Genomic DNA, 21,664 nt, shown 5'->3' on the forward strand with positions numbered 1-21,664 from the left:
TACAAAAAGAGAGAGTCATATGAACGCACTGTTGTACTGTCTGGTGGTGGTCATTTGGGGAACGACATGGATTGCGATTTATTTGCAACAAGGCCCGGTTTCTGCGCCGGTTTCTATTTTTTGGCGCTTTGCCGTAGCCAGTTCGGTGATGATAGTTATCCTGCTGGCAGGCGGTAAATTACGCAAATTGTCTGGCCGCGATCATCTGTTTTGCCTGTTACAAGGCGGATGTGTTTTTTGCTTCAATTTCTGGTGCTTTTATACGGCTGCGGCGTGGATTAACACCGGCCTGGAATCGGTGATTTTCTCAATGGCCGTCCTGTTCAATGCGGTCAATAGCTTCATCTTTTTTGGGCAAAAACCACCGCTGCGCTTCTATATTGCAGCCGGTCTGGGACTGACGGGCATTGTGACTCTGTTCTGGCAGGATTTGCTCAACAGCGGGTTTAATCATTCACTGCTGCTGGGTATCGGTTTGAGCGCTCTGGGAACCTTCGGTTTCTCATTGGGAAATATGATCAGCCTGCGTCACCAGAAAAAAGGGCTGGAAGTGTTAACAACCAACAGCTGGGCCATGCTGTACGGTACGTTGCTGATCGCCGCTATTGCGCTGGTGCGCGGTGACAACTTCACGCCGCAGTGGACATTCAGCTATCTTAGCGCGCTGTTGTATCTGGCTATTTTTGGTTCGGTAATTGCCTTCGGTGCTTATTTCACACTAGTCGGTCGCATTGGTCCCAGTAAGGCGGCATACAGTACGCTGCTTTTCCCGCTGGTCGCGCTGACGCTATCAACATTATATGAAGGATACGTCTGGCAGGTTAACGCGATTGCTGGTTTAGTGTTGATTTTACTTGGAAATCTGGTGATGTTTGCCAGACCAGAAGCGCTGATGGGGAAACTATTATATCGACGCCGGACGGCATAAAAAAACGCACCATCCAAAGATGGTGCGTCCGTCATTCTTATTGTGGTTTTTTATTCACGTCAAACATGGTGGCATCGGTCGCCATGTCATCAACAACTTTCTTCAACGTCTCGAACGCCATCGGCGTGCTTTCGTTGTTCAGGTCCTTGCCTTCACCCTTACGTACGACCTTAATCACTGGTTTATTGGTCGCCGCATCAATCAACTCACCCTCGAAATAGAGGTTGGTATCCATGGTACGGTGGCCCGTCGCCATTTGCGTTCCTGCAACGAGTAGCGCAACCGGGACCACTTCATAGAACTGCAGCCCTTCTTTGCTGGTCGCAACGCCGGTAATCGCTCCGCGGAAAATCAGGCTACGCGGTCCGGGGGTCGTAACCAGAGGCTTACGCTTGCTGATGGCGGATTTCAACTGTGTATTGGTATAGCTCAGCAGTTGATCAAGAACCTGCTGCCCTACCTGCGTAGTAGGTTTAGGAACCGGATAATACGTTACCGGGTTATAAACAATGTTGTCATATTTGGATTCGTTGTAGCTCGGATCAACCCAACGGAGTACCGTTTGTCCCGATGCTGATTTTGTTTCCTTCAGATCAGAGTAATTTTTTAAAAACCCAGAATATTTATCCGGCTCGGTCACTTTTGACGCACAGCCGGATAATGCCAACAAGCCAGTAAGCACTGCAACTTTAAATAAAGTTTGAGTACGCATGAAACGATCCCTTTAGTTTTCGCAATGATGCCTAAAAAGGATAGCAAAACAGTTTCATTTTGGATGTACTAAAAATGGTAAGCACCGCACAATTTTATCTCTGCGTTCAGCTCAAAAAATGCTGAACGCAGAAAGAGTTAACCCAAACGGGTGCCTCAGGCAGTTTTGCGTGCCAGCATTGTGGCAAAGCGCAGTTTAATTCGATTACCGTTTTCATCCGTACGATGAAGTTCGCCCACATCTTCGTTATATTTCAGCAGATCCCACCCGCTGTAATAATTGCGTAATTCTCCGGCTTTAAACGCGAACGGGAAACCAACGGTGCACGGGAAATCATCAGTATCCATCGCCGCAACGATTAAGTTATATCCACCCGGTTTGGTGCAACGCTGCATATTTTCAATAAGGCCAGGGATAGTTTTGGCTTCAAGGAACATCAGCACAACGGTAGAAAGAATAAAATCATATTCACCATCAAAGCGTAATGCGTTGAGGTCCGCAACATTCGCCTGCAGATTAGTCAGCCCTTCAGCCGCTTTGATCCGTTCAAGATTAGCGATGCTCATGGGATTTTTATCCCATGCCGTCACGTCATAACCGTTTGCTGCAAGGTACAGGCTGTTACGGCCGTTACCGCAACCCAGGTCTAACGTTTTGCCTGGTTTAACAATTTTTGCCGCTTCAACGACATCAGAATGCGTACGGGTTAAATCGTATTTCTCAGTAAAGTAGTTTTCGTCGCAAAGGGTCATTATTTATCCTCAGATTTCAGTAATGCAGCACGCTCGGTGCGGATGAGCAGTTTTCCCTGCATCAGCAGTGCAAACGTACGTACCAGTAATAATGCAATGATAAAATTGGTAAAAATAAACAGCGGGATCGACAGCGTATGGAAGAATCCTGATTCGCTGCCGTGTCCCAGATGCAGCCCTGTTGTCGCCAGGGCAGACACGCCAAACGAGAAGCTCCAGAAAGACGCATTAAATGGTTGTGACAAATACCACGGCATAAGGCGTAGCATGAACAGAAGTTGCAGTAGACCATAACCAAACAGCATTTTGGCTAACGTATCGCCCTCGCCGCCGTTGACGCTAAGCCAGGCGCTGCAGGCGACCAGCGCAGGCGCCAGTTGAATGCCAAGTGAAGTACGTAAAACTGCAGGCAGCTCGCCGCAGCTGCGTAAACGTTGCAGAATCACCGGCTCCAGGCTGAGCCAGGAAAATACACCTGCGCCCAAAAACACCATTCCTGCGTCATTGAAACCAAGCGCTCCACAGGCCATTGCGCTGATAAAGTTATTGGCGACGGTTGGCAGATACAGACCCGGCGTGGTGGCTTCCTCTGGATGCGCACCGCGCCACAACCCTGCCGTTTGCCAGGCTGCGTATGCCAGCTGTATGACCACGCCAATGCTGAACAACCCAATCGCCAGCGGTCGATACCACGGAACAAATCCAATCGCGACCAGCATCGTGGTGGCCGGAAACAGACTGACAAAGCTACTCATCACCGGGTGACGAATTTCGGCCAATACGCTATGCGGAAAACGCAGTAAACGGCTCAGAAAGGCCAGCGTCAGCAACCCCCAAATGACCATGGCGAGGATCACTAAACCGTCGCCAACCCAGTGGCTCACTGGCCACACCTGGCTGGCATAACGCCACGCGAATCCCATCCCGATGATGCCTAGTACCATGCCAAAATAACCGGCCGGAAGATTGAGGACCCGCTCACTCTGTTTGTTCTTACTCATTTTGTTTATTTTTTAAAGTATATTTGAAATGCATTTTATGGAATTTCCGCCGATTTAGCCAGTGCGGAAAACTTTGCTACGTTTAACTAAGGTGCGCCACATGGAAATGAGCTATGACCAAATATCGTCTGGGCGATGAGCCTCGCTCCTTTAGTTACCAGGATAATGGCAATAAAAAAAGCGTATTACTACGCCAAATAATTGCGCTCACTGATTTTAATGATGTCCAGGCCGGTACACCGGGCGGCTGGATTGATGACGAAAGCGTGTTGTCGCAAAGCGGCGATTGCTGGATTTACGATGAAAACGCGCTCGCGTTTGCCGGGGCGACGATTACAGGAAACGCACGCATTACCCAGCCCAGCGTGGTCAGAGATGGCGCACAGATTGGCGATGCCGTGTGGATTGACCGGGCTGAAATCAGCCATAACGCACAAATACGTGACAACGTCACCATCCAGGACTCAGTGGTACGCGGTGAGTGCCTTCTCTTCGGCGAAGCACGCATTATGTGTGGCTGTGAAATCATCGCCGCCAGGGGGCTAACCCGTGAAAGCGACCAGCTTCTGCAAATTTACGATCGCGCAATCGTAAGCCACTCGCGTGTAGTACATCAGGCGCAGATTTATGGCGATGCGAAAATTAACTACGCCTTTATTGAGCATCGGGCGGAAGTTTTTGATTTCGCCCAAGTGGAAGGTAATGAAGAAAACAATGTCTGGATTTGCGATTGTGCCAAAGTCTACGGCCATGCGCGCGTCGTCGCCGGGACCGATGAAGATGCCATTCCCACCCTGCGCTACAGCTCACAGGTGGCGGAACATGCGGTGGTCGAAGGTAACTGCGTGCTGAAACACCACGTGCTGGTCGGCGGTCATGCACAATTACGCGGTGGGCCGCTCCAGCTTGACGGTCATATCCTGATTGAAGGCCACGCCTGCGTGCTGGGCGAGGTGTTGATCGAGCATCATATTGAGATAACCGGCCAGGCGCATATCGAAGCGTTTGATGGCGATGCAATTCACCTACGCGGACCGAAGGTAATTAACGGTGAACAACGCATTACGCGCACGCCTATCGCCGGTTTATTCTGAGCCGCCATCAATGATACGGGCGTAGAGATTCACATCATGGTAATCACCGTTAAGGAACTCCGCCTGTTGCATGCACCCTTCCAGTTGAAAGCCATTACGCTGCGCCACCTGGTTGCTCTCAACGTTGTCTACACGACATTTAATCACAAAGCGGCGGATCTCCTGACGCTGCGCGTAATGATGAATTAATGCCTGTAACGCCTGGGTCATGATGCCTTTGCCCTGATGCTCCTCATCCAGCCAGTAGCCGATATAAGCCGCTTTGTTCAGCGGTTCTATCTGGTTAAATGAGATGACGCCCACCACATGCTGTTGCGCAAAAATAAGGAACATTTTGGCGTAACCGCGCTGGTGCAGCATCATATTGCCCTGCACGTTCTTGCGGGTGTCTTCCTCAGAGTCAACAAACTGCGGCCAGTTTAGCGACTGTTGAAGCCAGGTTTTATTTTTAAGCACCAACTGATGCAGGGACGTGACGTGTTGCTCTTCTACGGCACGCAGTTCTAACGTGTCATTGATGGTAATCACTTCTGACATATTCATTCCGTTATGCTGGTTAAGCTCATTAAATAAAAACAGGAAGGGCTTCCCTTTTGGAAGCCCTTTTACACAGCAAGTGCCGTCTTACTTAGCTCTCGCTGACACTCTCTTTTTGCAATATTTTGAGCAGATCTTCCTTCAGGTGGAGTTTCTGTTTCTTAAGGCGAACAATGTCCAAACTATACCCCCGACCATCCGAACCTTCCAGTCTGGAGATCTCATGATCAAGGCTGTTGTGTTTTTCGAATAAGGACAGAAAGCGAGGGTTCTCGGTTTTCAGTCGGGAAATAAGGTCTCTGTATTCTGGAAACATACTTTCTCCCTGTTAGTGGACAAGAACGTGTATAAGAAATACACACTCACAGAGTACCCATTTGCCATACAGAAAAATGCGAACAGGATCGAGTAAATAGTGTACAGAGCCGTTATGGGGAGGATTGCAGATACGGCTCCCCATCAGGAGAGCCGTAAAGGGAGTAATTAACGCATCTCGCGGTCGTCAACGTACTGGCGTTTATCTGGTGCTGGCGGGAAGTACTGATACAGCCAGGTTTCGCTGATGGCATCGCCCTGACAACGCAGGAACATACGCATATCTACCGGGTCGGTTGAGTCAGAGGTCGGATACCAGTCAAACTGGATACGGTAGCCGTCGATAGGCTCCACGTAGAGGATCTCAATCTGTTTCGCTTCACCGCTGGAGAGCGTAATTACCGGTTCAATGCCCTTCGGCGCGGCAGCTTTCAGATCGCCACCAACAAAATCAACGGCAAAACGGCGCGCCCATTTTTCCGGGTAGTGCTCGCCCGGCGCCCATCCTTCCGGGAAGCCGCCCATGCCTGTACGAGTCGCCATCACGCGTGCCAGCGGCGAACGCACCGGCGGCTGCGCGCTCCAGTACAGGCGATATTTGAATTCCAGCTCATCGCCGGCTTTGATCGACTTCTCCGGTTGCCAGAAGCAGACGACGTTATCCAGCGTTTCGCCGGTGGTCGGGATCTCCATCAGGCCGATGGTCCCCTTGCCCCACTGGTTACGCGGTTCGACCCACAGGCTTGGACGCTTGTTGTACCAGCCCATGATGTCCTGGTAATGGGAGAAGTCGCGATCGAGCTGCAGCAAGCCAAACCCTTTCGGGTTGTTATCGGTATAGGCGTTAAACTGCAGTTTTTGTGGGTTATTCAGCGGGCGGCAGATCCACTCGCCGTTGCCCCGCCACATCGCCAGGCGATCGGAGTCATGAATTTGCGGGTGAATAGTGTCGCACATCCGACGTTCATTGTTGCCGCAGCTGAACATGCTGGTCATCGGCGCAATGCCGAGCTGCTTGATGTCTTTGCGCGCATAGATATGGTTTTGTACATCCATAATCACCTGCGTTTTCTCGCAGTGGATAACGAATTTGAATGCACCGGTTACGCTTGGGCTGTCGAGAAGCGCATACACGGTAAAGGAGGTTGCGCCCGGTTTAACCGTTTCGAACCAAAAGGCGGTGAAATCAGGAAACTCTTCTTTACTGTCGGTGTAGGTATCTACCGCCAGACCGCGAGCCGATAAACCGTACTGGTAGGTGTCATCCACGGCGCGGAAGTAGCTGGCGCCGAGGAAAGAAACCACATCGCGGCGGGCCAGTTCTGGCGCTTTAAATACGCGGAATCCGGCGAATCCGAGGTCGGTCTGCCCTTCCAGCTGTTTGGTATCCACGCCCGCATCGTTGTATTTAAACAGTTCCGGACGGAAATGGATTTCACGCGCCATATGCGTACTGCCATCGACCGAGAACATGCGAACCCGACGACGAAATCCCATTCCCACATGGAAGAACTGCGCATCAAGCTGACGATTTTCAACATTGTTCCACAGAGATTGCTCTGCGTCATATTGAATGCTGTTGTAAGCCTGCGGCGTCAGTTTCGCCAACGTGTCCGGTAATGCGCGCGGTGCGCCGCCCCAGGGTTTCTGTGCTAAGTCGTGGGCCATCGATTGCAGAACGGAAAAATCAAAACGTACGGTTTTTCCGTCTGCAATGTCAGACTCTGCCGCAAAGGCGGCGCGGGAAAAGAGTGATGCAATACCACTGGTTCCGCACACGGCGGCCATTGCCATTGAACCTTTAATAAATCGTCTGCGATTCATGCCTGAAAGTGAGTCCTTCTGGTCGTGTAAATGGTCCCGCGCCGGTCAAAATCTGCGGCAAGAGAGTGCACATTTCTGACCGCTCACTCTAGACAAAATTCATTAATAATCCAATTGTTGGTCGCCGATTATCTGTACAAAATCGAAAATATTTTATGTCGATGGGAACAGACCGAATCCCATGTAAATTCAATTAAAGTAAACCACACCGACGTTTACTTCGATCTTGCGCCTCCTGATACAACGCAAACTCATCATAAACCTCACAGCCCAGCGCCTGTTCAAACGCGTCACGGCTGGAATTACCGTGGCTACGAGCCTGCGTTTCATTCCCTAGATTCGACTGGAAGATGCCCGCGGCGCTCACCGGTAAAAAATCTTCGTAGGTGATGGGTTGCGCAACCAGCCAGCCCCGCTCAATGAGCGGCTGCGGGTCGTCATCAGGACGAATCGCCTGCCGATGCGCTTCACCCGACGGCGTCAGACGATAGCGGAACCAGGCAAGCCCCTGCTGGCGCAGCAGGAATTCGCTGTCCGGGAAAGCCTTGAATACTTCCTGAAGATGTAACTGGTGCGTCAGATTGTCTTTTCCCGTTCCCGCGTTATTCAGCAATTCGTCGTACAATGCTCTGCCTTTTGGCGTCAGGGCCACGCCGCGCTGTTCGATTTCGCCAAAACGCGCCGTGTGAGTACCGCGCATTTCACCGGCAAACAACACGGGCTCTTCCAGCGCTTTGAAGCTGGTCTGACGCAATAAAATGGGCACCTCGCGGCGCGGCGGCCCTTCAATCAGTATTTTGGGTTCAATGCCGCATTCCGGCATCATCGACTGCACCCGGTCGATATCCAGCGTACGCGGCGTCAGATGGTTGATATGGCAACCGGGGAAACACACCACATCGGCAATCAGCCGGTGTTCGTTGTGCAATTCGTGATAGGTCGCCTCATCGACCGTGGCATGCTGATGCCAGCGGAAAGTTTCCAGCGCTTCATGCACAAACTCCTGCGCCTGCTCAGTCGTAAAACTGCCCTGCGCATCAAACTCATCCAGCAGTTCATGACAGCGACGGGTGAAAATATCGCGCTTTGCAAGGATCTCTGCGGCCTTCTGCCGCAGCGCGGCGTTTTCGATTAATTCGAGCCGTAATAACGAGGTGAATACCCGAAACGGGTTGCGTGAAAGCGACGCATCGTCGATGGGACGAAATGCGGTGGAATGTACGGGGACGCCGGCCTGGGAGAGGTCGTAATAACTCACCGGATACATGCCCATAATGGCAAACATCCGGCGCAGCGTAGAAAGCTCCTGCGCAGTACCCACCCGAATAGCACCGTGGCGCTCAACGTTTAGCCGGGCCAGTTCATCCGCATTAGCCAGTTTTTCATGCAGCGTCGGATTATTTTCCAGTACCGCCAGATTCACATCAGCGACAAGTTCCAGCAACGTGCCATATTGCGGGACTTCCTGCTGGTACATTGCTGACATTGCCTGCGAAAATTGTTCCCGAATCTCATCTGCCGTGATGGTGTTCGCCATAATGTCATGCCTCCAGTGAATATTACCTGGAGTGTAGAAAACGCCGCTGACTCCGGTGGGAAGAATTTACAAAGTGTGACCCCGCGTAAACTTCCCACCCATGCAGACAGTGAACAGAACCTACTGGCGTGGTTTTAAATGACTTTCCAGCCAGGGCAGCATCTGTTTTTTACGGCTAAGCATACCTTCTACTTTGCAGGGTTGCGGGATGTCTGAAAGCTCAGAACCGGCAAACCACAGGCTGGTGTCGCCCAGATTGATGTCGGTGAGCATCAGGACTACCAGTGCGGCATCCTTCTCCTCTGCATAACGCGTCATTTCCAGACGGAGATCGTCCAGCACCGCGTCTACCTGTTGCAACGCATACAGTTCAAGCTGCGCCACACAGACCGAATGTCCATGGATGGTGAAAGTTTTAATGTCTTTTTGCAGAAGTTCGCGGGCGCTCATCCCTTCCACGCTCGTTTTGGCAGACAGCAGGTCACGACTAAACGCGTCAAGATCCACACCGGTTTTTTGAGCCAGCGCATCCACTGCCAGACGATCGTCAGAGGTGGTCGTTGGCGACCTGAGCGTGACAGTGTCACTCAGCACGGCACCCAGCAGTAAAACGGCCTCAGCGGCAGACAGCTGGCTGCGCTCATCTTCCGTCATCAGTTGCCATAACAGCGTCGCGCTACTGCCGACTGGCTTCACCCACACTTCTGGCGGCAGACGAGTTACTAATCCACCAAGTCGGTGATGATCGATAATTCCCACCACGTTACTTTCCGTCAGCGATTCCGGTCCCTGAGCTGGCTCGGTAAAATCGACCAGCCAGACATCACTATCGGTCAGCTCGAACGTCAACCGTTCAGGCATCGTCAGCCCCGCATGCTCAAAGATAAACTGCGTTTCGCGGTTCGGTTCGCCCAGACGCCATGCCGTTGCCTGCTGGCCACGTAAAGTAAGCCAACGCGCCGTCATGGCGGCGGTACAAATGGCATCGCTGTCGGGATTAAGGTGCCCTATTACATGTATCATTAATCAGTGCCTTGTGAAGATAATGGTTCAAAAGCAAACAATAACTACAGTATATCGACTGGACCCACTCCCTTCCATGATCCCACCCGCCAGTAGCCTGTACAAAACATAAGCAAAATAAATTAGTTGTAAGTAAAACATGATAAATGTTAATAATATTTTGCTATCAAGTTATCAAAAACGAACAACTTCACTTGTCACCGATACGGCTCTGTTTTTAACATCGCTTATGGAAAAAAATGTTCTGTTCAATCAGCGCATTCGCTTGCGCCACCTTCATACTTTTGTCGCCGTTGCACAGCAGGGAACGTTGGGGCGCGCGGCTGAGACCCTTAACCTGAGCCAACCGGCTCTCTCCAAAACGCTAAATGAACTGGAGCAACTGACCGGAACCCGGCTCTTTGAGCGTGGCCGCCTTGGCGCGCAGTTAACGCTGCCCGGAGAGCAGTTTCTTACCCATGCGGTTAGAGTGCTGGATGCGCTTAACACCGCCGGACAAGCGTTAAACCAGCGAGAAGAGTCGCAAACTGATGTCGTACGGATTGGCGCCTTACCCACGGCGGCACTGGGCATTCTGCCGGCGGTCATTGGCCCGTTCCATAAGCAGCAAATGGAAACCACGCTGCAGGTTGCCACCATGAGTAATCCCATGATCCTGGCGGGTTTAAAGTCAGGGGAAATTGACCTCGGCATTGGCCGTATGGCCGATCCGGAATTGATGGTCGGTCTGAACTACGAATTATTGTTTCTGGAATCGCTCAAACTGGTTGTGCGCCCTAACCACCCGTTGTTGCAAGAAACCATCACGCTGAGCCGGGTCATGGAATGGCCGGTGGTGGTTTCGCCCAAAGGAACCGCACCTCGCCAGCACGCAGAGGCATTGTTGCAAAGTCAGGGCTGTAAAATGCCGCCTGGCTGTATTGAAACGCTGTCAGCGTCGCTCTCCCGCCAACTGACGGTTGATTACGACTATGTATGGTTTGTCCCTTCAGGCGCGGTTAGAGAAGATTTACGCCAGGCGACGCTGGTGTCATTACCGATTCCCACCCACGGTGCGGGTGAACCCATCGGTATTCTTACCCGTGTCGATGTGCAACTCTCTCAGGCTGCGCAGATCCTTATCGCCGCAATACGCAAAACTGTACCGTTTTGATGCCAAAAAAAGGGACCACCAGGTCCCTTAAATTTATGGTTAAAACGTTTCCCAGTTATCGCCACTGGCCGTTGCCGCCTGCGGGCGTGAATGGTCAGGCATTGTTGTCACAGGAGCGCGTTTAATCGCGCTTGTTCCCGTTAAACGGAATGTGCCAACAGCCTGCGTTAAGCGTGCTGCCTGCTCTTCAAGAGAGGCCGCCGCAGCCGATGCTTCTTCAACCAGCGAGGCATTTTGCTGCGTAACCTTATCCATTTCTGAAATCGCCTGGCTCACCTGTACGATACCCCGGCTCTGCTCATCAGAGGCTGCAGCAATTTCCAGCATAATGTCCGTGACGCGTTTTACCGCATCGACAATATCCGTCATCGTATTGCCCGCCGCGACGACTTCTCCGGAGCCCTGATCAATCAGTCGGACCGATTCGCTGATCAATCCTTCAATCTCTTTTGCCGCCTGGGCGCTGCGGCTTGCCAGCGTGCGCACTTCACTGGCTACGACGGCAAACCCACGTCCCTGCTCTCCTGCCCGCGCCGCTTCGACCGCGGCGTTCAGCGCCAGAATATTGGTCTGAAAAGCAATGCTGTTAATCACGGCGGTGATTTCGGATATTTTCTTCGAACTCGTTGAGATATTGCCCATGGTTTTGACCACGCCAGAAACCATCTGACCGCCCCGACTGGCCTTGCCGGAAGCATCTTCCGCCAGCTTGCTCGCATGATGTGCGTTGTCGGCGTTTTGCTTCACCGTGGCCGTCAGTTCTTCCATGCTGGCCGCCGTTTGTTCTATCGCCGCGGCCTGTTGTTCGGTTCGTGAAGACAGATCGGTATTCCCCGCAGAAATCTCACTGGTACCGCGATAAATTTCTTCCGCCCCCTGACGTACCGTACCCACCGTTTTCCCAAGCGATCGTTGCATTGTTTGCAGATGGCGGCTCAGACGACCAATTTCACTGCGCCCGGTCGGTTCCTCCTGCATGGTCAGATCGCCCGCGGAAATTTGCTCAATACGCTGGGCTGCGCGCAGTAGAGGATGAATGACGGTGCGGCGCAGAACAATGAACGTCATCACGGTCAGCGCTAGCGCAAGAACGAATGCGCCCAGCATAAAGGCCATGCCGAGCTGGGTACGCTGGTGCGCCTGTTCGCTTAACTGATTCGCCCTTGCGGTACGGATGTCGATCGCTTTTAACAACACCTTGTTGTAAGCAGAGTCCAGCGGCCTGGCCTGTTCATTTTCATGGTTGATGATCGCTTCAAACATGCCGTTTTTAGCATACTTCAGCATAGGCTGTAAGCCGTCGGTATAGGCTTTGAAGCTGGCGCTCAGTTTCGCATCTAACGCTTCATCGGCAGACGTTTTTACCGCACGTGACATATAAGCATTGAAACCGTCCTGCGACTGCTTAATCCGTTTTTCCGCCTCGGCAATATTGGCCTTCATGTCATCCATTTCGGCAATACGGCTCGCCGCGCCGGCGTGGATCATGTTGATACGTGCGGTGCGTAAGTGGTTAGAGCTGTTAGATAACCCCATCCTGACCTGAATCTCATCGGTCACGTCGCGCTGATCGCGATCGGCCTGCATAAGAAAATAACTGGCCAGTCCGGAACTTAAGGCGAACAGCAGAAGGATGCCACCGAGAATGGAGGAAAACAGCGGAACCAGCCGGATTTGATGCAAAAAGCCCAGTTTATGCTGGGCTTGCATCGATGTAGTGTTGTCCATGACCGTCGACTCTCTTGTAGGGTTTATGCGTGAAAACACGCCCGTTAGATAGTCATCGGCAATCCGGGAAGTTTACTTACCGCGAAAAGCGCCGGATTCGTCACACTTTCACAACATAATTCTAAAAAATTCAGGAAAGTGCCAGCGGTGAAATCCGCTGGCCAATGAATCAGTTATCGCCAAAGTGGATAACGGTACGGATGGACTTACCCTGATGCATTAAATCAAACGCTTCGTTAATTTGCTCCAGCGGCAAACGGTGGGTAATAAAGGGATCCAACTGAATTTTCCCACTCATTGCATCTTCAACCATGCCAGGAAGCTGAGTACGCCCCTTCACGCCGCCAAACGCGGAACCACGCCAGACGCGCCCGGTAACCAGTTGGAACGGACGCGTTTTGATCTCTTGCCCTGCACCCGCCACGCCAATGATGATGCTTTCGCCCCATCCTTTATGGCAGCATTCCAGCGCCGCGCGCATCACGTTAACGTTACCGATACATTCAAAGCTAAAGTCCACGCCGCCGTCGGTAAGCTCGACAATCACATCCTGAATCGGTTTGTCGTAATCCTTCGGATTGATGAAATCGGTCGCGCCCATTTCACCTGCCAGCTTAAATTTTTCCGGATTGGTATCAACGGCCAAAATACGCCCGGCTTTCGCCTGCACCGCGCCCTGAATGACCGCCAGACCAATACCGCCCAGACCGAATACGGCTACGGTATCGCCTTCTTTCACTTTTGCGGTGTTGTGAACTGCGCCAATACCGGTGGTCACACCACAACCCAGCAGACACACTTTGTCCAGCGGAGCCTGCGGGTTAACCTTCGCCAGAGAGATTTCCGCGCAAACGGTGTATTCGCTGAAGGTGCTGGTGCCCATATAGTGATAAATCGGCTCGCCGTTATACGAGAAGCGCGTCGTGCCATCCGGCATTAAACCTTTGCCCTGGGTCGCGCGTACGGCCTGACACAGGTTAGTTTTACCCGATTTACAGAACTTACACTCGCCACATTCTGCGGTGTACAGCGGGATCACATGATCGCCCGGCTTCAGGCTGGTGACGCCTTCACCCACTTCAACCACAACGCCGCCGCCTTCATGGCCAAGTACCGCCGGGAACACACCTTCCGGATCGTCGCCAGAGAGCGTGAAAGCGTCAGTATGACACACGCCAGTGTGGGTAATTTTAACCAGCACTTCACCTTTCTTTGGCGGTGCGACGTCGATTTCGACAATTTTTAACGGTTGGCCGGGGCCGAATGCAACTGCTGCACGTGATTTCATTTGTCTCTTCCCATTATTGCGAGGTGATGGTGTTATTTTAGATAAGCACGCAGAAGATGGCCGATTTCAGCCATGCGCACGGCACGCTGGTCTGGCGTAGTTTCCCCGCTGACCAGTTCGTCTTTCAGGTGGATCTCAACCATTTCGCCCATCAGGCCATTGGACGCGCCGCGCACGGCGGCAATTTGCTGCAGGATAGCCAGGCACGGCTCGCCGGATTCCAGCGCGCGCTCAAGCGCATCAACCTGGCCGCGAATACGGCGTACGCGGGTGAGAATGCGTTTTTTATCTTCGGGTGAATGCGGCATACGCCCTCCAAAAACTATACCCCCCTATAGTATCAGTGATTTTGTATATATGTAAAACATTAGGTTTACTCATATTAGCTAATGAGTATAACGCCCGTTTTACAGGGGTGATGAGTGTTTTGAACAGACGAATCATAGATGAATAGTTCTGTAATACTAACTTTAATTATGTGGATATAGTGCGTAAAATTAGGGGAGATCCAATAATTAAAATAACAAGAGTAAATATGACTTTTTATCATTATTTAGCTATATACGTCGTAGGGGTTGTCATCATGTTTGCGCTGTTAATCCGCGGAGATAAAATACATGACATTGAATTTGATTTAAGAGATACGCTCATCACATCCCTGCTGTGGCTATTTTATGTGGTGGCTATTTCTTGTGTTATTATTTATGTGTCTTTTACACAAAAAAAACCACCAAATTGAGGAGAGTGGTAGGGGAAGTGAGTGAAATCACTACCCAACCCGCAGTAAGTCACTGTATCTCGTGGTGTAACGTGGCGAAAGCATATCTCGCTTCATCGCCCACGGTTGCTGTATACCTTGTCCGGCAAAATAGATCGTTCCTTTCCCCTTTTCAGCATTCAGCGTATCCAGTACATCCATTAGTTTATCGCTGTTACACCGCGGGGCGTTGTCATCAAAAAGATTCAGTTGGGCAACGCCAGAGCTAAAAAAATCTCCCAGCATGACTCCGGCTTTTTGATAACGCAGCCCATCTCGCCATATTGCATCCAGACTACGCGTTGCTGCACCAATTATTTCCCGACTGTCCTGAGTTGGCGTCAGCAGTTTTATCGATGCGCTGTTGCCGTAATAGGGTTCACTCAGTGCAAACGGGCTGGTTTTGATAAACGTAGAGATAAACCGGCAGTACTGGTGTTCTCTGCGCAGCTTTTCCGCCGCTCGTGAAGCATAGGTACAAATGGCCTCCCTCATGGCGTTGTAATCCGTAAGTTTCTCACCAAACGATCTTGAGCAGATAATTTCCTGCTTAACCGGCGCAAACTCTTCCAGCGCCAGGCAAGGCTCACCGCGCAATTCCCGTACGGTGCGCTCAAGCACGACGTTGAAATGTTTACGAATAAAGCGAATATCGGTATCCGCCAGATCGAGGACCGTTTTGATGCCCATGGCGTCCAGTTTCTTGCCGATACGGCGTCCGATGCCCCAGACTTCATCAACCGGAAGTGCAGCCATCAGCTTACGCTGACGTTCAATATTTGAGAGATCCACGACTCCGCCGGTCTGTTCCTGCCACTTTTTGGCAGCATGATTTGCCAGTTTGGCCAGCGTTTTGGTCTGGGCGATGCCGACCCCAACCGTGAGACGTGTTTTCTGTAAAATAGTTGCTCTGATTTCCCGACCAAAATCCGTAAGATCCCGGCAGTTTCGCACGCCCGTTAAATCGCAAAAGGCTTCATCAATACTGTATATCTCCACGCGTGGAGATAGCTCCTCCAGAATGGACATCACCCTGCTGCTCATATCCGCATACAGCTCGTAGTTTGAGCTAAAACAGAACACGCCGTAGCGCCTGAACAGATCTTTCTGTTTGAAGTATGGAGCCCCCATATTAACGCCAAGCGCCTTCGCCTCCGCGCTACTGGCAATGACGCAACCATCGTTATTTGAAAGAACGACAACAGGCTTGCCCTTCAGGTCGGGCCGGAATGCCGACTCGCAGCTGGCATAAAACGAATTAACATCTACCAGTGCAAACATAATCAGCCCGCTGCTTTAACGATAAATGTCACCACGCCAAATATATCCAGCGTGTCTTCGCTGCCAATCATGATCGGCGCGTAGGCGCAGTTCTCTGGTTTTAGCATCACAACCGGATGTAATTGCAGGCGTTTAACGGTGAACTCGCCCTCAATGGCGGCAATAACGATGTCTCCATGGGCGGGCTTTCTGGCACTGTCGACAATCAGCAGATCGCCCTCACCAATCCCTGCCCCCATCATGGAGTCGCCAGATGATTTTACAAAATAGGTTGCGCTGGGATGCCGTACCAGCAGGTCATTGAGGTCGATACGTTTCTCAACGTAGTCCTGCGCCGGAGAAGGAAAACCACAAGGCACAAGATCGCTAAATAGCGGTAAGCATTTGATTTCGCGGCGTTGCGCAGGCTGGAAAAACAACATAATAATCTGCCTCTCATTTACTGTATTTATATACAGTAGTTTTAATAAGCGCAGCAATCAAGTGACGAGAGTGGCGAACTGAGCGTTGTTTAGCCATCTCGTCGGTAAGCTTTTATGATGTCTGGGAAAATAATTTCCGATTTTTAGCACCTGCCGTACACATCATCTTGTGGACGGTTACTACCTTGACTCTGATATGTTTTCGTTGCATGTTTCATTTACTCCCGGATGAAGCGAGTAGATATCCGGTGGTTTCATTACAGAAGTAGACTGCAAATCTATGGGTTAACAGGTGACTAAATTTTCTGATATTCAACAATAACATAATATTATATTTATGGATTGAAAGTGTTTTAAGTGAAATACTCATTTCCTGTGCAATATAGCGATCTGTCTTCCGCTGCATGACCAGGCTTATCACCTGATGCTGCTTTTGGGTGAAGACAATTTCAGGACGCCAGGAATTAACATATCCATATAGTACTGTGTTCTGAAACGCCTCCTTTGATATAGTTCGAGAAACAAAGGTTACTGGAGTTCCTATCATACATTTTCTAATGCCAAAAGGAGACATTATGCAAATACTCTCTGGTTCTATTTCAATCAGTCTGTTAGTTATTTCCGTGTAAAACACGTTATTTCTTAGCGTGTCAATAATAACGTATGACTGACGATGACTCTGCAGGCAAATATCTTCTATATGACAGATGTGTATTGTGTTATCCGGCCCGACAATACGAGATATCGAATCGAACAAGATCATATCTTTAGTGATTACAAGATACATTTTCTGCTCCTTTGCATATCAGAGAAATCGTTGGCCGATTCTGCCTGATTTATTCCTGTACTATCCGGGGATACTTCTGCAGAACAAGAGTCATCCAGTGAAGGTAACAACCTGATCTGCATAGGAACATCCCAAATACGCTCAATTGAAATATGCGGGAACAGATATCCTTGTAGCCAACAGTGGGGATTTGCCGACAGGGACATCAGATGCGTCGGATTTTCTATGCCCTCCACAACCACCAATCCTGTATAGCGTGTTAGATCACGAATAACCTTACTCAGTTTTGAAATATCATTAATATGGTGCTCCCAGAAAAAAGTTTTATCTATTTTTGTTCCGCAGAAAAAACCGCTAATCAGCAATGCGAAATTATTTCGGCTGCCCGACCCTACATCATCCAGCCACAATGCAACATGCGGGCGCAAATGGTTCAGCAATCCCTGTTTTTCTTTCTCTGACGACGGAAAATGTTCATGAACTTCAAGCCGGATAAACGGCATTTTCGCCAGAAGCGAAAGCACGGATTTATCTCGTAAAAGCCATACTGCCGTATCTGCATCCAGATTTAAGGAAAGGTAAATTTCCTGTTTAATAAACCAGGAATACCAACGACGAATACAATACAGCTGCCTCACGAAATTAAGCCATTTATATTCTGGTATCAGAATATCTGCCATTTCACTGTATGAGCACGTTTTTCCATCTGGTGTGGTAAAAGACGTTAACATCTCCATTGCCACCAGACGCCCTGTCATTGTGTAAATAGGTTCACAAAAATAATTTTGTTTATATCTGTTCATCATGGCGTTATATCTTTCGCAGAAGAGCGATCTACGAGACTTAAACAGATATCTCGTAGATCGGTATCAAAAATACAGGTCACTGATAATTAATGGTGTAAGTCAGACTGGTGCTGATTTTACCGCCCTGAACGCTGCTGTTAGTCCGGATAATTCTCGCCCCGAGCGGGAAGCTCACTGAACCGCTGCTGTCACCCACAGCAGGCGTGACAACGATGCTACCGGACAGATTCTGGACGACATAGGTTCCTGACTGCTTCGATGCCACCTGCACTCCAAAACCTGATGCCGTGGAGGTGTTATCCAGTGCCACAATGCCATTGACGGAATCAATAGCTGACGTATTTGGCGTCAGCGTCATGGTCAATTTATTGGGCGCAATGCTGCCGGACTGGGAGACATTGCCGGTGTTAAATCCGGCGATATTGTACTGGGTATAACTGCCGTTACTGTTATTCCCGAGAAATGCTGAACAGCCCGCCAGTCTTACGGGCGTGTCCACCCACGCGCTGGCATCACCCTGACTTTTCAGCACCGTTGTGTTAGTGGTCCCGAGATCCCAGGTAAAATTAGGCGTAGTACAGGTTGGTGCCTGCAGGGTAAAACCACCGGTAACAGTGTGCCATGCCACCCTGGCCGGATTATTATCTGCATCCATGGCATCAATTCTGACCTGAGGGAAAAGCGCCGTATTGACAGTACCTGCGGTAATCGGTCCCATCTTCACCAGCTCAATAGTGAAATCCAGCCATCCTCCTTCGTTAACTTGTCCACCAAGATAAGTAGTGTTAAAAGGATAATATTTATTTTCGTAAGGGTTACGAAAGCGCACGCCCAGTCCAGTAATGCCAGTCTGATAAATATTACTCTGTCCGGGATATAATGAGCCACCAAACAAACTCATCCTTGTATAGGCTCCTGAATTTGTGCAAGAAACAGTCACCGTCGAAAAACCGCGCACCTGCTGGACACGAATATTACTGCCTGTAGGAAAGTCTTCCCCGGCGCTAAATGTCGCTGCCTGAAGAGGGATCTGCACCGTATACTGCCCACCAGTGGAACACACCGCCATTGCCTGGGTAGATAATAAAAAAACACTGCAAACCAGAAAAAAACGAAGTACCCAAAAAACTGTTACGGAACGTAGTAGTCTGAACATATTCTCTCCCTTATACGCATAAGATGTATTGATACGCTTTGTGGAATTAATATCTGCACGTATAAGTTATCTGCTGTATGGTTTTCGCGTCATCCACCACGCTGAACGGCATAATGCAGGTGCTGGCTTTCCCCTCATGGTTCACCGTGGTAAACAGCTGCCCCGTTTTGTTACTCACGCGGGCATAAACCATCCCCCCCTGCCCCACCATTCCTGCCGTATTCCCCTGGCTGTCGGTGATAGTGGCACCAAATGGCAATCCGGCATCTTCCCGGGCTGGCGTCAGCAGCAGCGCATAACCCTGCTGCGTGGCAAATTCCGCCACAACGACTGCCCCGGCTCGCGGAACGACGTTCATGGTGGTGCTCTCCAGTTCAACCTTGTCGGACAGTCCTTTCGGATCAAGGCTGACAGGATTACGCTGATACGGCATGGAGGCTGGCATCACGGCATTTCCCCAATGATCAAGTTTCAGCCCCGGATAACTGTTGACTTCCGCCCCTGCGGCTCCCGGAGCATTGACCACCACCCAGGTGTCACTGGTGTACGGCGTGAACGTCACTCCGTGTGGATGCGCCACGACTGAGCCTGAAAGCCCGGCCGATAACGTATGGTTATCCCGCCCGACGCCAGCAGAGGCGTTAACAGATGTCCATGGCGACAGGTACTGACCGCTAACACTTCCGGTACTACCATCCTGCTCACTGTGAGTGCCTGACACACCCCAGCTCATTTGCTGGTTTTCCCCGGCAGTTCCTGCAAGCGCAACCTGTTCGGACAGACCGCCGCCGCTGTCATGCGACAGTGATGAGCTGAAGGTCACCGGGCGCTCATCACCCAGCGGCAGACTGAATGACACCAGCCAGTTGGTCTGCATACTCCCTTGTGGTGCCCGGTTGCGCGTGGCCGTGAGGGAATAGCTCAGCCGTTTCCAGCGGTTGGTGTACCCCAGCTGATACTGCATATCGTTTCCGGAATGGTCCCAGTAATTCTGCGAGAGGCCGGTTGCCGAGATCGTCCCCCAACCTTCCGCCAGCCCCTGGCTCAGGGTCAGGCTGTACCGGTTTTTGGTCCGGTACAGTAACCCACTGTGAACCGGTGCCCCTTCCTGCAGATTCTGGTATTCCATCGCCTGCGCAAAATCCAGATAATCCCGCGTGGAGAAGCGATACGCCGCCAACGCGATATTGCTCTGCGTATCAGAGACCAGTTTGTTGTACGTGATGCGGTAACTCTGCCCGCTCAGCTTGTCCCTGACCGTGGAAGTGCTGGCCTGGGTCACATCCAGCGCCAGTGCCCCCAGAGGGGTGGAGACTGCACTACCGGCCTGGTATGCCTGATAGCCGTCGCTGAACTGCATCCCGCCGTACAGCGTCAAAATATTAGTAACCCCCTGCTGCCAGGTGGCCTGGTAAAAAGGCTGGCCGTCACGCCCGTCCGGTTGTCGATATTTCCCTGCCACCGCTTCGTAGCGTGATGCGCCCGGACGTAGCAAATCCGTCACAGAGGCATAAGGCACCAGAAACGTACTCTCACTACCGTCCGCCTCCCGCACCGTAACGCTCAGATCACCACCATAGCCGGTCGGATACAGGTCATTAATCACGAAGGCCCCTGCCGGTACTGTGGTTTCATAAATCACGTTGCCGCCCTGGCTAACGGTTACCCGCGCGTGACTGCGGGCAATCCCACGAATTTCCGGGGCATAACCGCGCTGTGATTCCGGTAACATCTGGTCATCGCTGAACACTGACACGCCTGTATAGGACAGCGAATCAAAGAGACGTCCTGATGTATTCGCTTGTCCTGCCAGAAAACGGCCACGGATTGGCGTCACATCATGCTGAATATAGGTATTGATGCTTTGATATCGACTACCGCTCCCGGTCTGATTTGTCAGGCTGCCGTTATGACGCAGAAACCAGCCCCCCACGTTCAAACCACTGTTGAGACTCAGATACTGTGAATTAAACGTGTCTCCAGCAGACTGGGACTGATAGGCGCTGGCGTTATACCCGACGAACGCCGCAAGGCTACCGTTCTGCCACAGCGCCTGTGGAACAGTTCCTCGCGCCGTTTTTTCCAGGTCCTGCTGGGGAATGGCCACCACCAGTTTCTGCTGGCCGCTGTCCCAGGTCAGGCGTGCAGAAGGAATTATCTTTTCGACCGGCGTACACTGCCCGGAGGACAATGCTTCCGTATCACGCAATGCGGAGGGCATCACATTCAGACGAGCCAGCAGCTCCGGGTTCATACACACCGCGACTCGTCCATCAGGTTGTTTACTGAAGATCAGTTTTTGTGTGGCCAGTAGATCGTCATTCAGCCAGATATCCACCAGATATTCCCCGGCCTGCATACCGTTGCCGTGAGTAAACTGTCTCAGATCAACATCTGACGTATAGGCGCTGTCCAGGAAGGAAGTATTAAACTCCACATCACCGGCGCCAGACTCAGCGGCCATCACAGGAAATACCATTAACGAGGCGTATATCCAGGCAACAGGTCGCCCTGCCGAAATCATTTCAGCAAGAAAGGTTTTATGCATAAGAGTCCCCTGGTA

The 21,664-nt window shown here is 51.1% G+C and carries 20 protein-coding genes; 3 read left to right on the forward strand and 17 right to left on the reverse strand.

Annotated features, from left to right (window positions below; genetic code table 11):
- Positions 1-19: 19 nt before the first annotated feature.
- The gene (locus E1B03_RS13710) at positions 20-928 is read left to right on the forward strand and encodes a DMT family transporter (RefSeq protein WP_133086404.1); all 909 of its coding nucleotides are present in this window, start codon (positions 20-22) and stop codon (positions 926-928) included.
- A 37-nt stretch (positions 929-965) separates the two neighbouring features.
- Here the strand turns inward: E1B03_RS13710 and E1B03_RS13715 are convergent, their stop codons facing one another.
- From E1B03_RS13715 to tehA, 3 genes are all read right to left on the reverse strand, one after another.
- Complete coding sequence (locus E1B03_RS13715) at positions 966-1,640, reverse strand: DUF3313 domain-containing protein (RefSeq protein ID WP_133086405.1); 675 nt, start codon at positions 1,638-1,640, stop codon at positions 966-968.
- 155 nt (positions 1,641-1,795) lie between these two features.
- On the reverse strand, positions 1,796-2,392 hold the full coding sequence (gene tehB, locus E1B03_RS13720; protein WP_103770661.1) for a tellurite resistance methyltransferase TehB: 597 nt from the start codon (positions 2,390-2,392) through the stop codon (positions 1,796-1,798).
- Positions 2,392-3,393, reverse strand: a complete 1,002-nt coding sequence (gene tehA / locus E1B03_RS13725) for a dicarboxylate transporter/tellurite-resistance protein TehA (RefSeq protein ID WP_133086406.1) — start codon at positions 3,391-3,393, stop codon at positions 2,392-2,394. The genes tehB and tehA overlap by 1 nt, the downstream gene beginning before the upstream one ends.
- 113 nt (positions 3,394-3,506) lie before the next feature.
- On the opposite strand from tehA, the gene ydcK reads away from it, so the two are divergent.
- Positions 3,507-4,487 (forward strand): YdcK family protein, encoded by a 981-nt coding sequence (gene ydcK / locus E1B03_RS13730; protein ID WP_133086407.1) that lies wholly within the window; start codon positions 3,507-3,509, stop codon positions 4,485-4,487.
- On the opposite strand, the gene rimL is transcribed toward ydcK, so the two are convergent.
- From rimL to E1B03_RS13755, 5 genes are all read right to left on the reverse strand, one after another.
- Positions 4,479-5,024, reverse strand: coding sequence for a 50S ribosomal protein L7/L12-serine acetyltransferase (gene rimL / locus E1B03_RS13735; RefSeq protein WP_103770664.1), 546 nt, complete (start codon positions 5,022-5,024; stop codon positions 4,479-4,481). The genes ydcK and rimL overlap by 9 nt on opposite strands.
- A 91-nt stretch (positions 5,025-5,115) precedes the next feature.
- On the reverse strand, positions 5,116-5,340 hold the full coding sequence (locus E1B03_RS13740) for an HP1242/YdcH family protein (protein ID WP_043016240.1): 225 nt from the start codon (positions 5,338-5,340) through the stop codon (positions 5,116-5,118).
- Positions 5,341-5,507: 167 nt separating this feature from the next.
- Entirely contained in the window at positions 5,508-7,163 is a 1,656-nt protein-coding gene (locus tag E1B03_RS13745) for a glucan biosynthesis protein D (RefSeq protein WP_103770665.1), read from the reverse strand.
- Between the two features lie 193 nt (positions 7,164-7,356).
- On the reverse strand, positions 7,357-8,700 hold the full coding sequence (hglS, locus tag E1B03_RS13750; protein ID WP_103770666.1) for a 2-oxoadipate dioxygenase/decarboxylase HglS: 1,344 nt from the start codon (positions 8,698-8,700) through the stop codon (positions 7,357-7,359).
- A gap of 120 nt (positions 8,701-8,820) precedes the next feature.
- The gene (locus tag E1B03_RS13755) at positions 8,821-9,723 is read right to left on the reverse strand and encodes a manganese-dependent inorganic pyrophosphatase (protein WP_133086408.1); all 903 of its coding nucleotides are present in this window, start codon (positions 9,721-9,723) and stop codon (positions 8,821-8,823) included.
- 229 nt (positions 9,724-9,952) lie between these two features.
- Here E1B03_RS13755 and pcaQ point away from each other — a divergent pair, with 229 nt between their 5' ends.
- Positions 9,953-10,876 (forward strand): pca operon transcription factor PcaQ, encoded by a 924-nt coding sequence (pcaQ, locus tag E1B03_RS13760; RefSeq protein ID WP_003020288.1) that lies wholly within the window; start codon positions 9,953-9,955, stop codon positions 10,874-10,876.
- 39 nt (positions 10,877-10,915) lie between these two features.
- Here the strand turns inward: pcaQ and E1B03_RS13765 are convergent, their stop codons facing one another.
- From E1B03_RS13765 to E1B03_RS13815, 9 genes are all read right to left on the reverse strand, one after another.
- The gene (locus tag E1B03_RS13765; protein WP_133086409.1) at positions 10,916-12,604 is read right to left on the reverse strand and encodes a methyl-accepting chemotaxis protein; all 1,689 of its coding nucleotides are present in this window, start codon (positions 12,602-12,604) and stop codon (positions 10,916-10,918) included.
- Positions 12,605-12,773: 169 nt separating this feature from the next.
- Positions 12,774-13,892 carry an S-(hydroxymethyl)glutathione dehydrogenase/class III alcohol dehydrogenase gene (locus E1B03_RS13775; RefSeq protein ID WP_103770669.1) on the reverse strand — a complete coding sequence of 373 codons (1,119 nt, stop codon included), beginning with the start codon at positions 13,890-13,892 and terminating at the stop codon, positions 12,774-12,776.
- 32 nt (positions 13,893-13,924) lie between these two features.
- Entirely contained in the window at positions 13,925-14,200 is a 276-nt protein-coding gene (locus E1B03_RS13780; protein ID WP_003833178.1) for a metal/formaldehyde-sensitive transcriptional repressor, read from the reverse strand.
- Positions 14,201-14,661: 461 nt separating this feature from the next.
- Complete coding sequence (locus E1B03_RS13790; RefSeq protein WP_133086410.1) at positions 14,662-15,930, reverse strand: Y-family DNA polymerase; 1,269 nt, start codon at positions 15,928-15,930, stop codon at positions 14,662-14,664.
- 2 nt (positions 15,931-15,932) lie between these two features.
- Positions 15,933-16,352 (reverse strand): translesion error-prone DNA polymerase V autoproteolytic subunit, encoded by a 420-nt coding sequence (locus E1B03_RS13795; RefSeq protein ID WP_103770672.1) that lies wholly within the window; start codon positions 16,350-16,352, stop codon positions 15,933-15,935.
- 214 nt (positions 16,353-16,566) lie between these two features.
- Positions 16,567-17,139 (reverse strand): helix-turn-helix domain-containing protein, encoded by a 573-nt coding sequence (locus E1B03_RS26725; RefSeq protein ID WP_133086411.1) that lies wholly within the window; start codon positions 17,137-17,139, stop codon positions 16,567-16,569.
- Positions 17,127-17,945: an EAL domain-containing protein gene (locus E1B03_RS13805; protein ID WP_133086412.1), complete on the reverse strand. Its 819-nt coding sequence runs from the start codon at positions 17,943-17,945 to the stop codon at positions 17,127-17,129. The genes E1B03_RS26725 and E1B03_RS13805 overlap by 13 nt, the downstream gene beginning before the upstream one ends.
- A 76-nt stretch (positions 17,946-18,021) precedes the next feature.
- Entirely contained in the window at positions 18,022-18,846 is an 825-nt protein-coding gene (locus E1B03_RS13810) for a fimbrial protein (RefSeq protein ID WP_133086413.1), read from the reverse strand.
- Between the two features lie 301 nt (positions 18,847-19,147).
- Positions 19,148-21,649: a fimbria/pilus outer membrane usher protein gene (locus E1B03_RS13815; protein ID WP_133086414.1), complete on the reverse strand. Its 2,502-nt coding sequence runs from the start codon at positions 21,647-21,649 to the stop codon at positions 19,148-19,150.
- Positions 21,650-21,664: the final 15 nt, after the last annotated feature.

This window comes from Citrobacter arsenatis (assembly GCF_004353845.1).
Taxonomy (GTDB): Bacteria; Pseudomonadota; Gammaproteobacteria; order Enterobacterales; family Enterobacteriaceae; genus Citrobacter; species Citrobacter arsenatis.

What these genes read in the sequence shown, in the direction of transcription:
- E1B03_RS13710 (WP_133086404.1), top strand. Translation starts at nt 20, where the DNA reads ATGAACGCACTGTTGTACTGTCTGGTGGTGGTCATTTGGGGAACGACA.
- E1B03_RS13715 (WP_133086405.1), bottom strand. Translation starts at nt 1,640, where the DNA reads ATGCGTACTCAAACTTTATTTAAAGTTGCAGTGCTTACTGGCTTGTTG.
- tehB (WP_103770661.1), bottom strand. Translation starts at nt 2,392, where the DNA reads ATGACCCTTTGCGACGAAAACTACTTTACTGAGAAATACGATTTAACC.
- tehA (WP_133086406.1), bottom strand. Translation starts at nt 3,393, where the DNA reads ATGAGTAAGAACAAACAGAGTGAGCGGGTCCTCAATCTTCCGGCCGGT.
- ydcK (WP_133086407.1), top strand. Translation starts at nt 3,507, where the DNA reads ATGACCAAATATCGTCTGGGCGATGAGCCTCGCTCCTTTAGTTACCAG.
- rimL (WP_103770664.1), bottom strand. Translation starts at nt 5,024, where the DNA reads ATGTCAGAAGTGATTACCATCAATGACACGTTAGAACTGCGTGCCGTA.
- E1B03_RS13740 (WP_043016240.1), bottom strand. Translation starts at nt 5,340, where the DNA reads ATGTTTCCAGAATACAGAGACCTTATTTCCCGACTGAAAACCGAGAAC.
- E1B03_RS13745 (WP_103770665.1), bottom strand. Translation starts at nt 7,163, where the DNA reads ATGAATCGCAGACGATTTATTAAAGGTTCAATGGCAATGGCCGCCGTG.
- hglS (WP_103770666.1), bottom strand. Translation starts at nt 8,700, where the DNA reads ATGGCGAACACCATCACGGCAGATGAGATTCGGGAACAATTTTCGCAG.
- E1B03_RS13755 (WP_133086408.1), bottom strand. Translation starts at nt 9,723, where the DNA reads ATGATACATGTAATAGGGCACCTTAATCCCGACAGCGATGCCATTTGT.
- pcaQ (WP_003020288.1), top strand. Translation starts at nt 9,953, where the DNA reads ATGGAAAAAAATGTTCTGTTCAATCAGCGCATTCGCTTGCGCCACCTT.
- E1B03_RS13765 (WP_133086409.1), bottom strand. Translation starts at nt 12,604, where the DNA reads ATGGACAACACTACATCGATGCAAGCCCAGCATAAACTGGGCTTTTTG.
- E1B03_RS13775 (WP_103770669.1), bottom strand. Translation starts at nt 13,892, where the DNA reads ATGAAATCACGTGCAGCAGTTGCATTCGGCCCCGGCCAACCGTTAAAA.
- E1B03_RS13780 (WP_003833178.1), bottom strand. Translation starts at nt 14,200, where the DNA reads ATGCCGCATTCACCCGAAGATAAAAAACGCATTCTCACCCGCGTACGC.
- E1B03_RS13790 (WP_133086410.1), bottom strand. Translation starts at nt 15,930, where the DNA reads ATGTTTGCACTGGTAGATGTTAATTCGTTTTATGCCAGCTGCGAGTCG.
- E1B03_RS13795 (WP_103770672.1), bottom strand. Translation starts at nt 16,352, where the DNA reads ATGTTGTTTTTCCAGCCTGCGCAACGCCGCGAAATCAAATGCTTACCG.
- E1B03_RS26725 (WP_133086411.1), bottom strand. Translation starts at nt 17,139, where the DNA reads ATGTATCTTGTAATCACTAAAGATATGATCTTGTTCGATTCGATATCT.
- E1B03_RS13805 (WP_133086412.1), bottom strand. Translation starts at nt 17,945, where the DNA reads ATGATGAACAGATATAAACAAAATTATTTTTGTGAACCTATTTACACA.
- E1B03_RS13810 (WP_133086413.1), bottom strand. Translation starts at nt 18,846, where the DNA reads ATGAGTTTGTTTGGTGGCTCATTATATCCCGGACAGAGTAATATTTAT.
- E1B03_RS13815 (WP_133086414.1), bottom strand. Translation starts at nt 21,649, where the DNA reads ATGCATAAAACCTTTCTTGCTGAAATGATTTCGGCAGGGCGACCTGTT.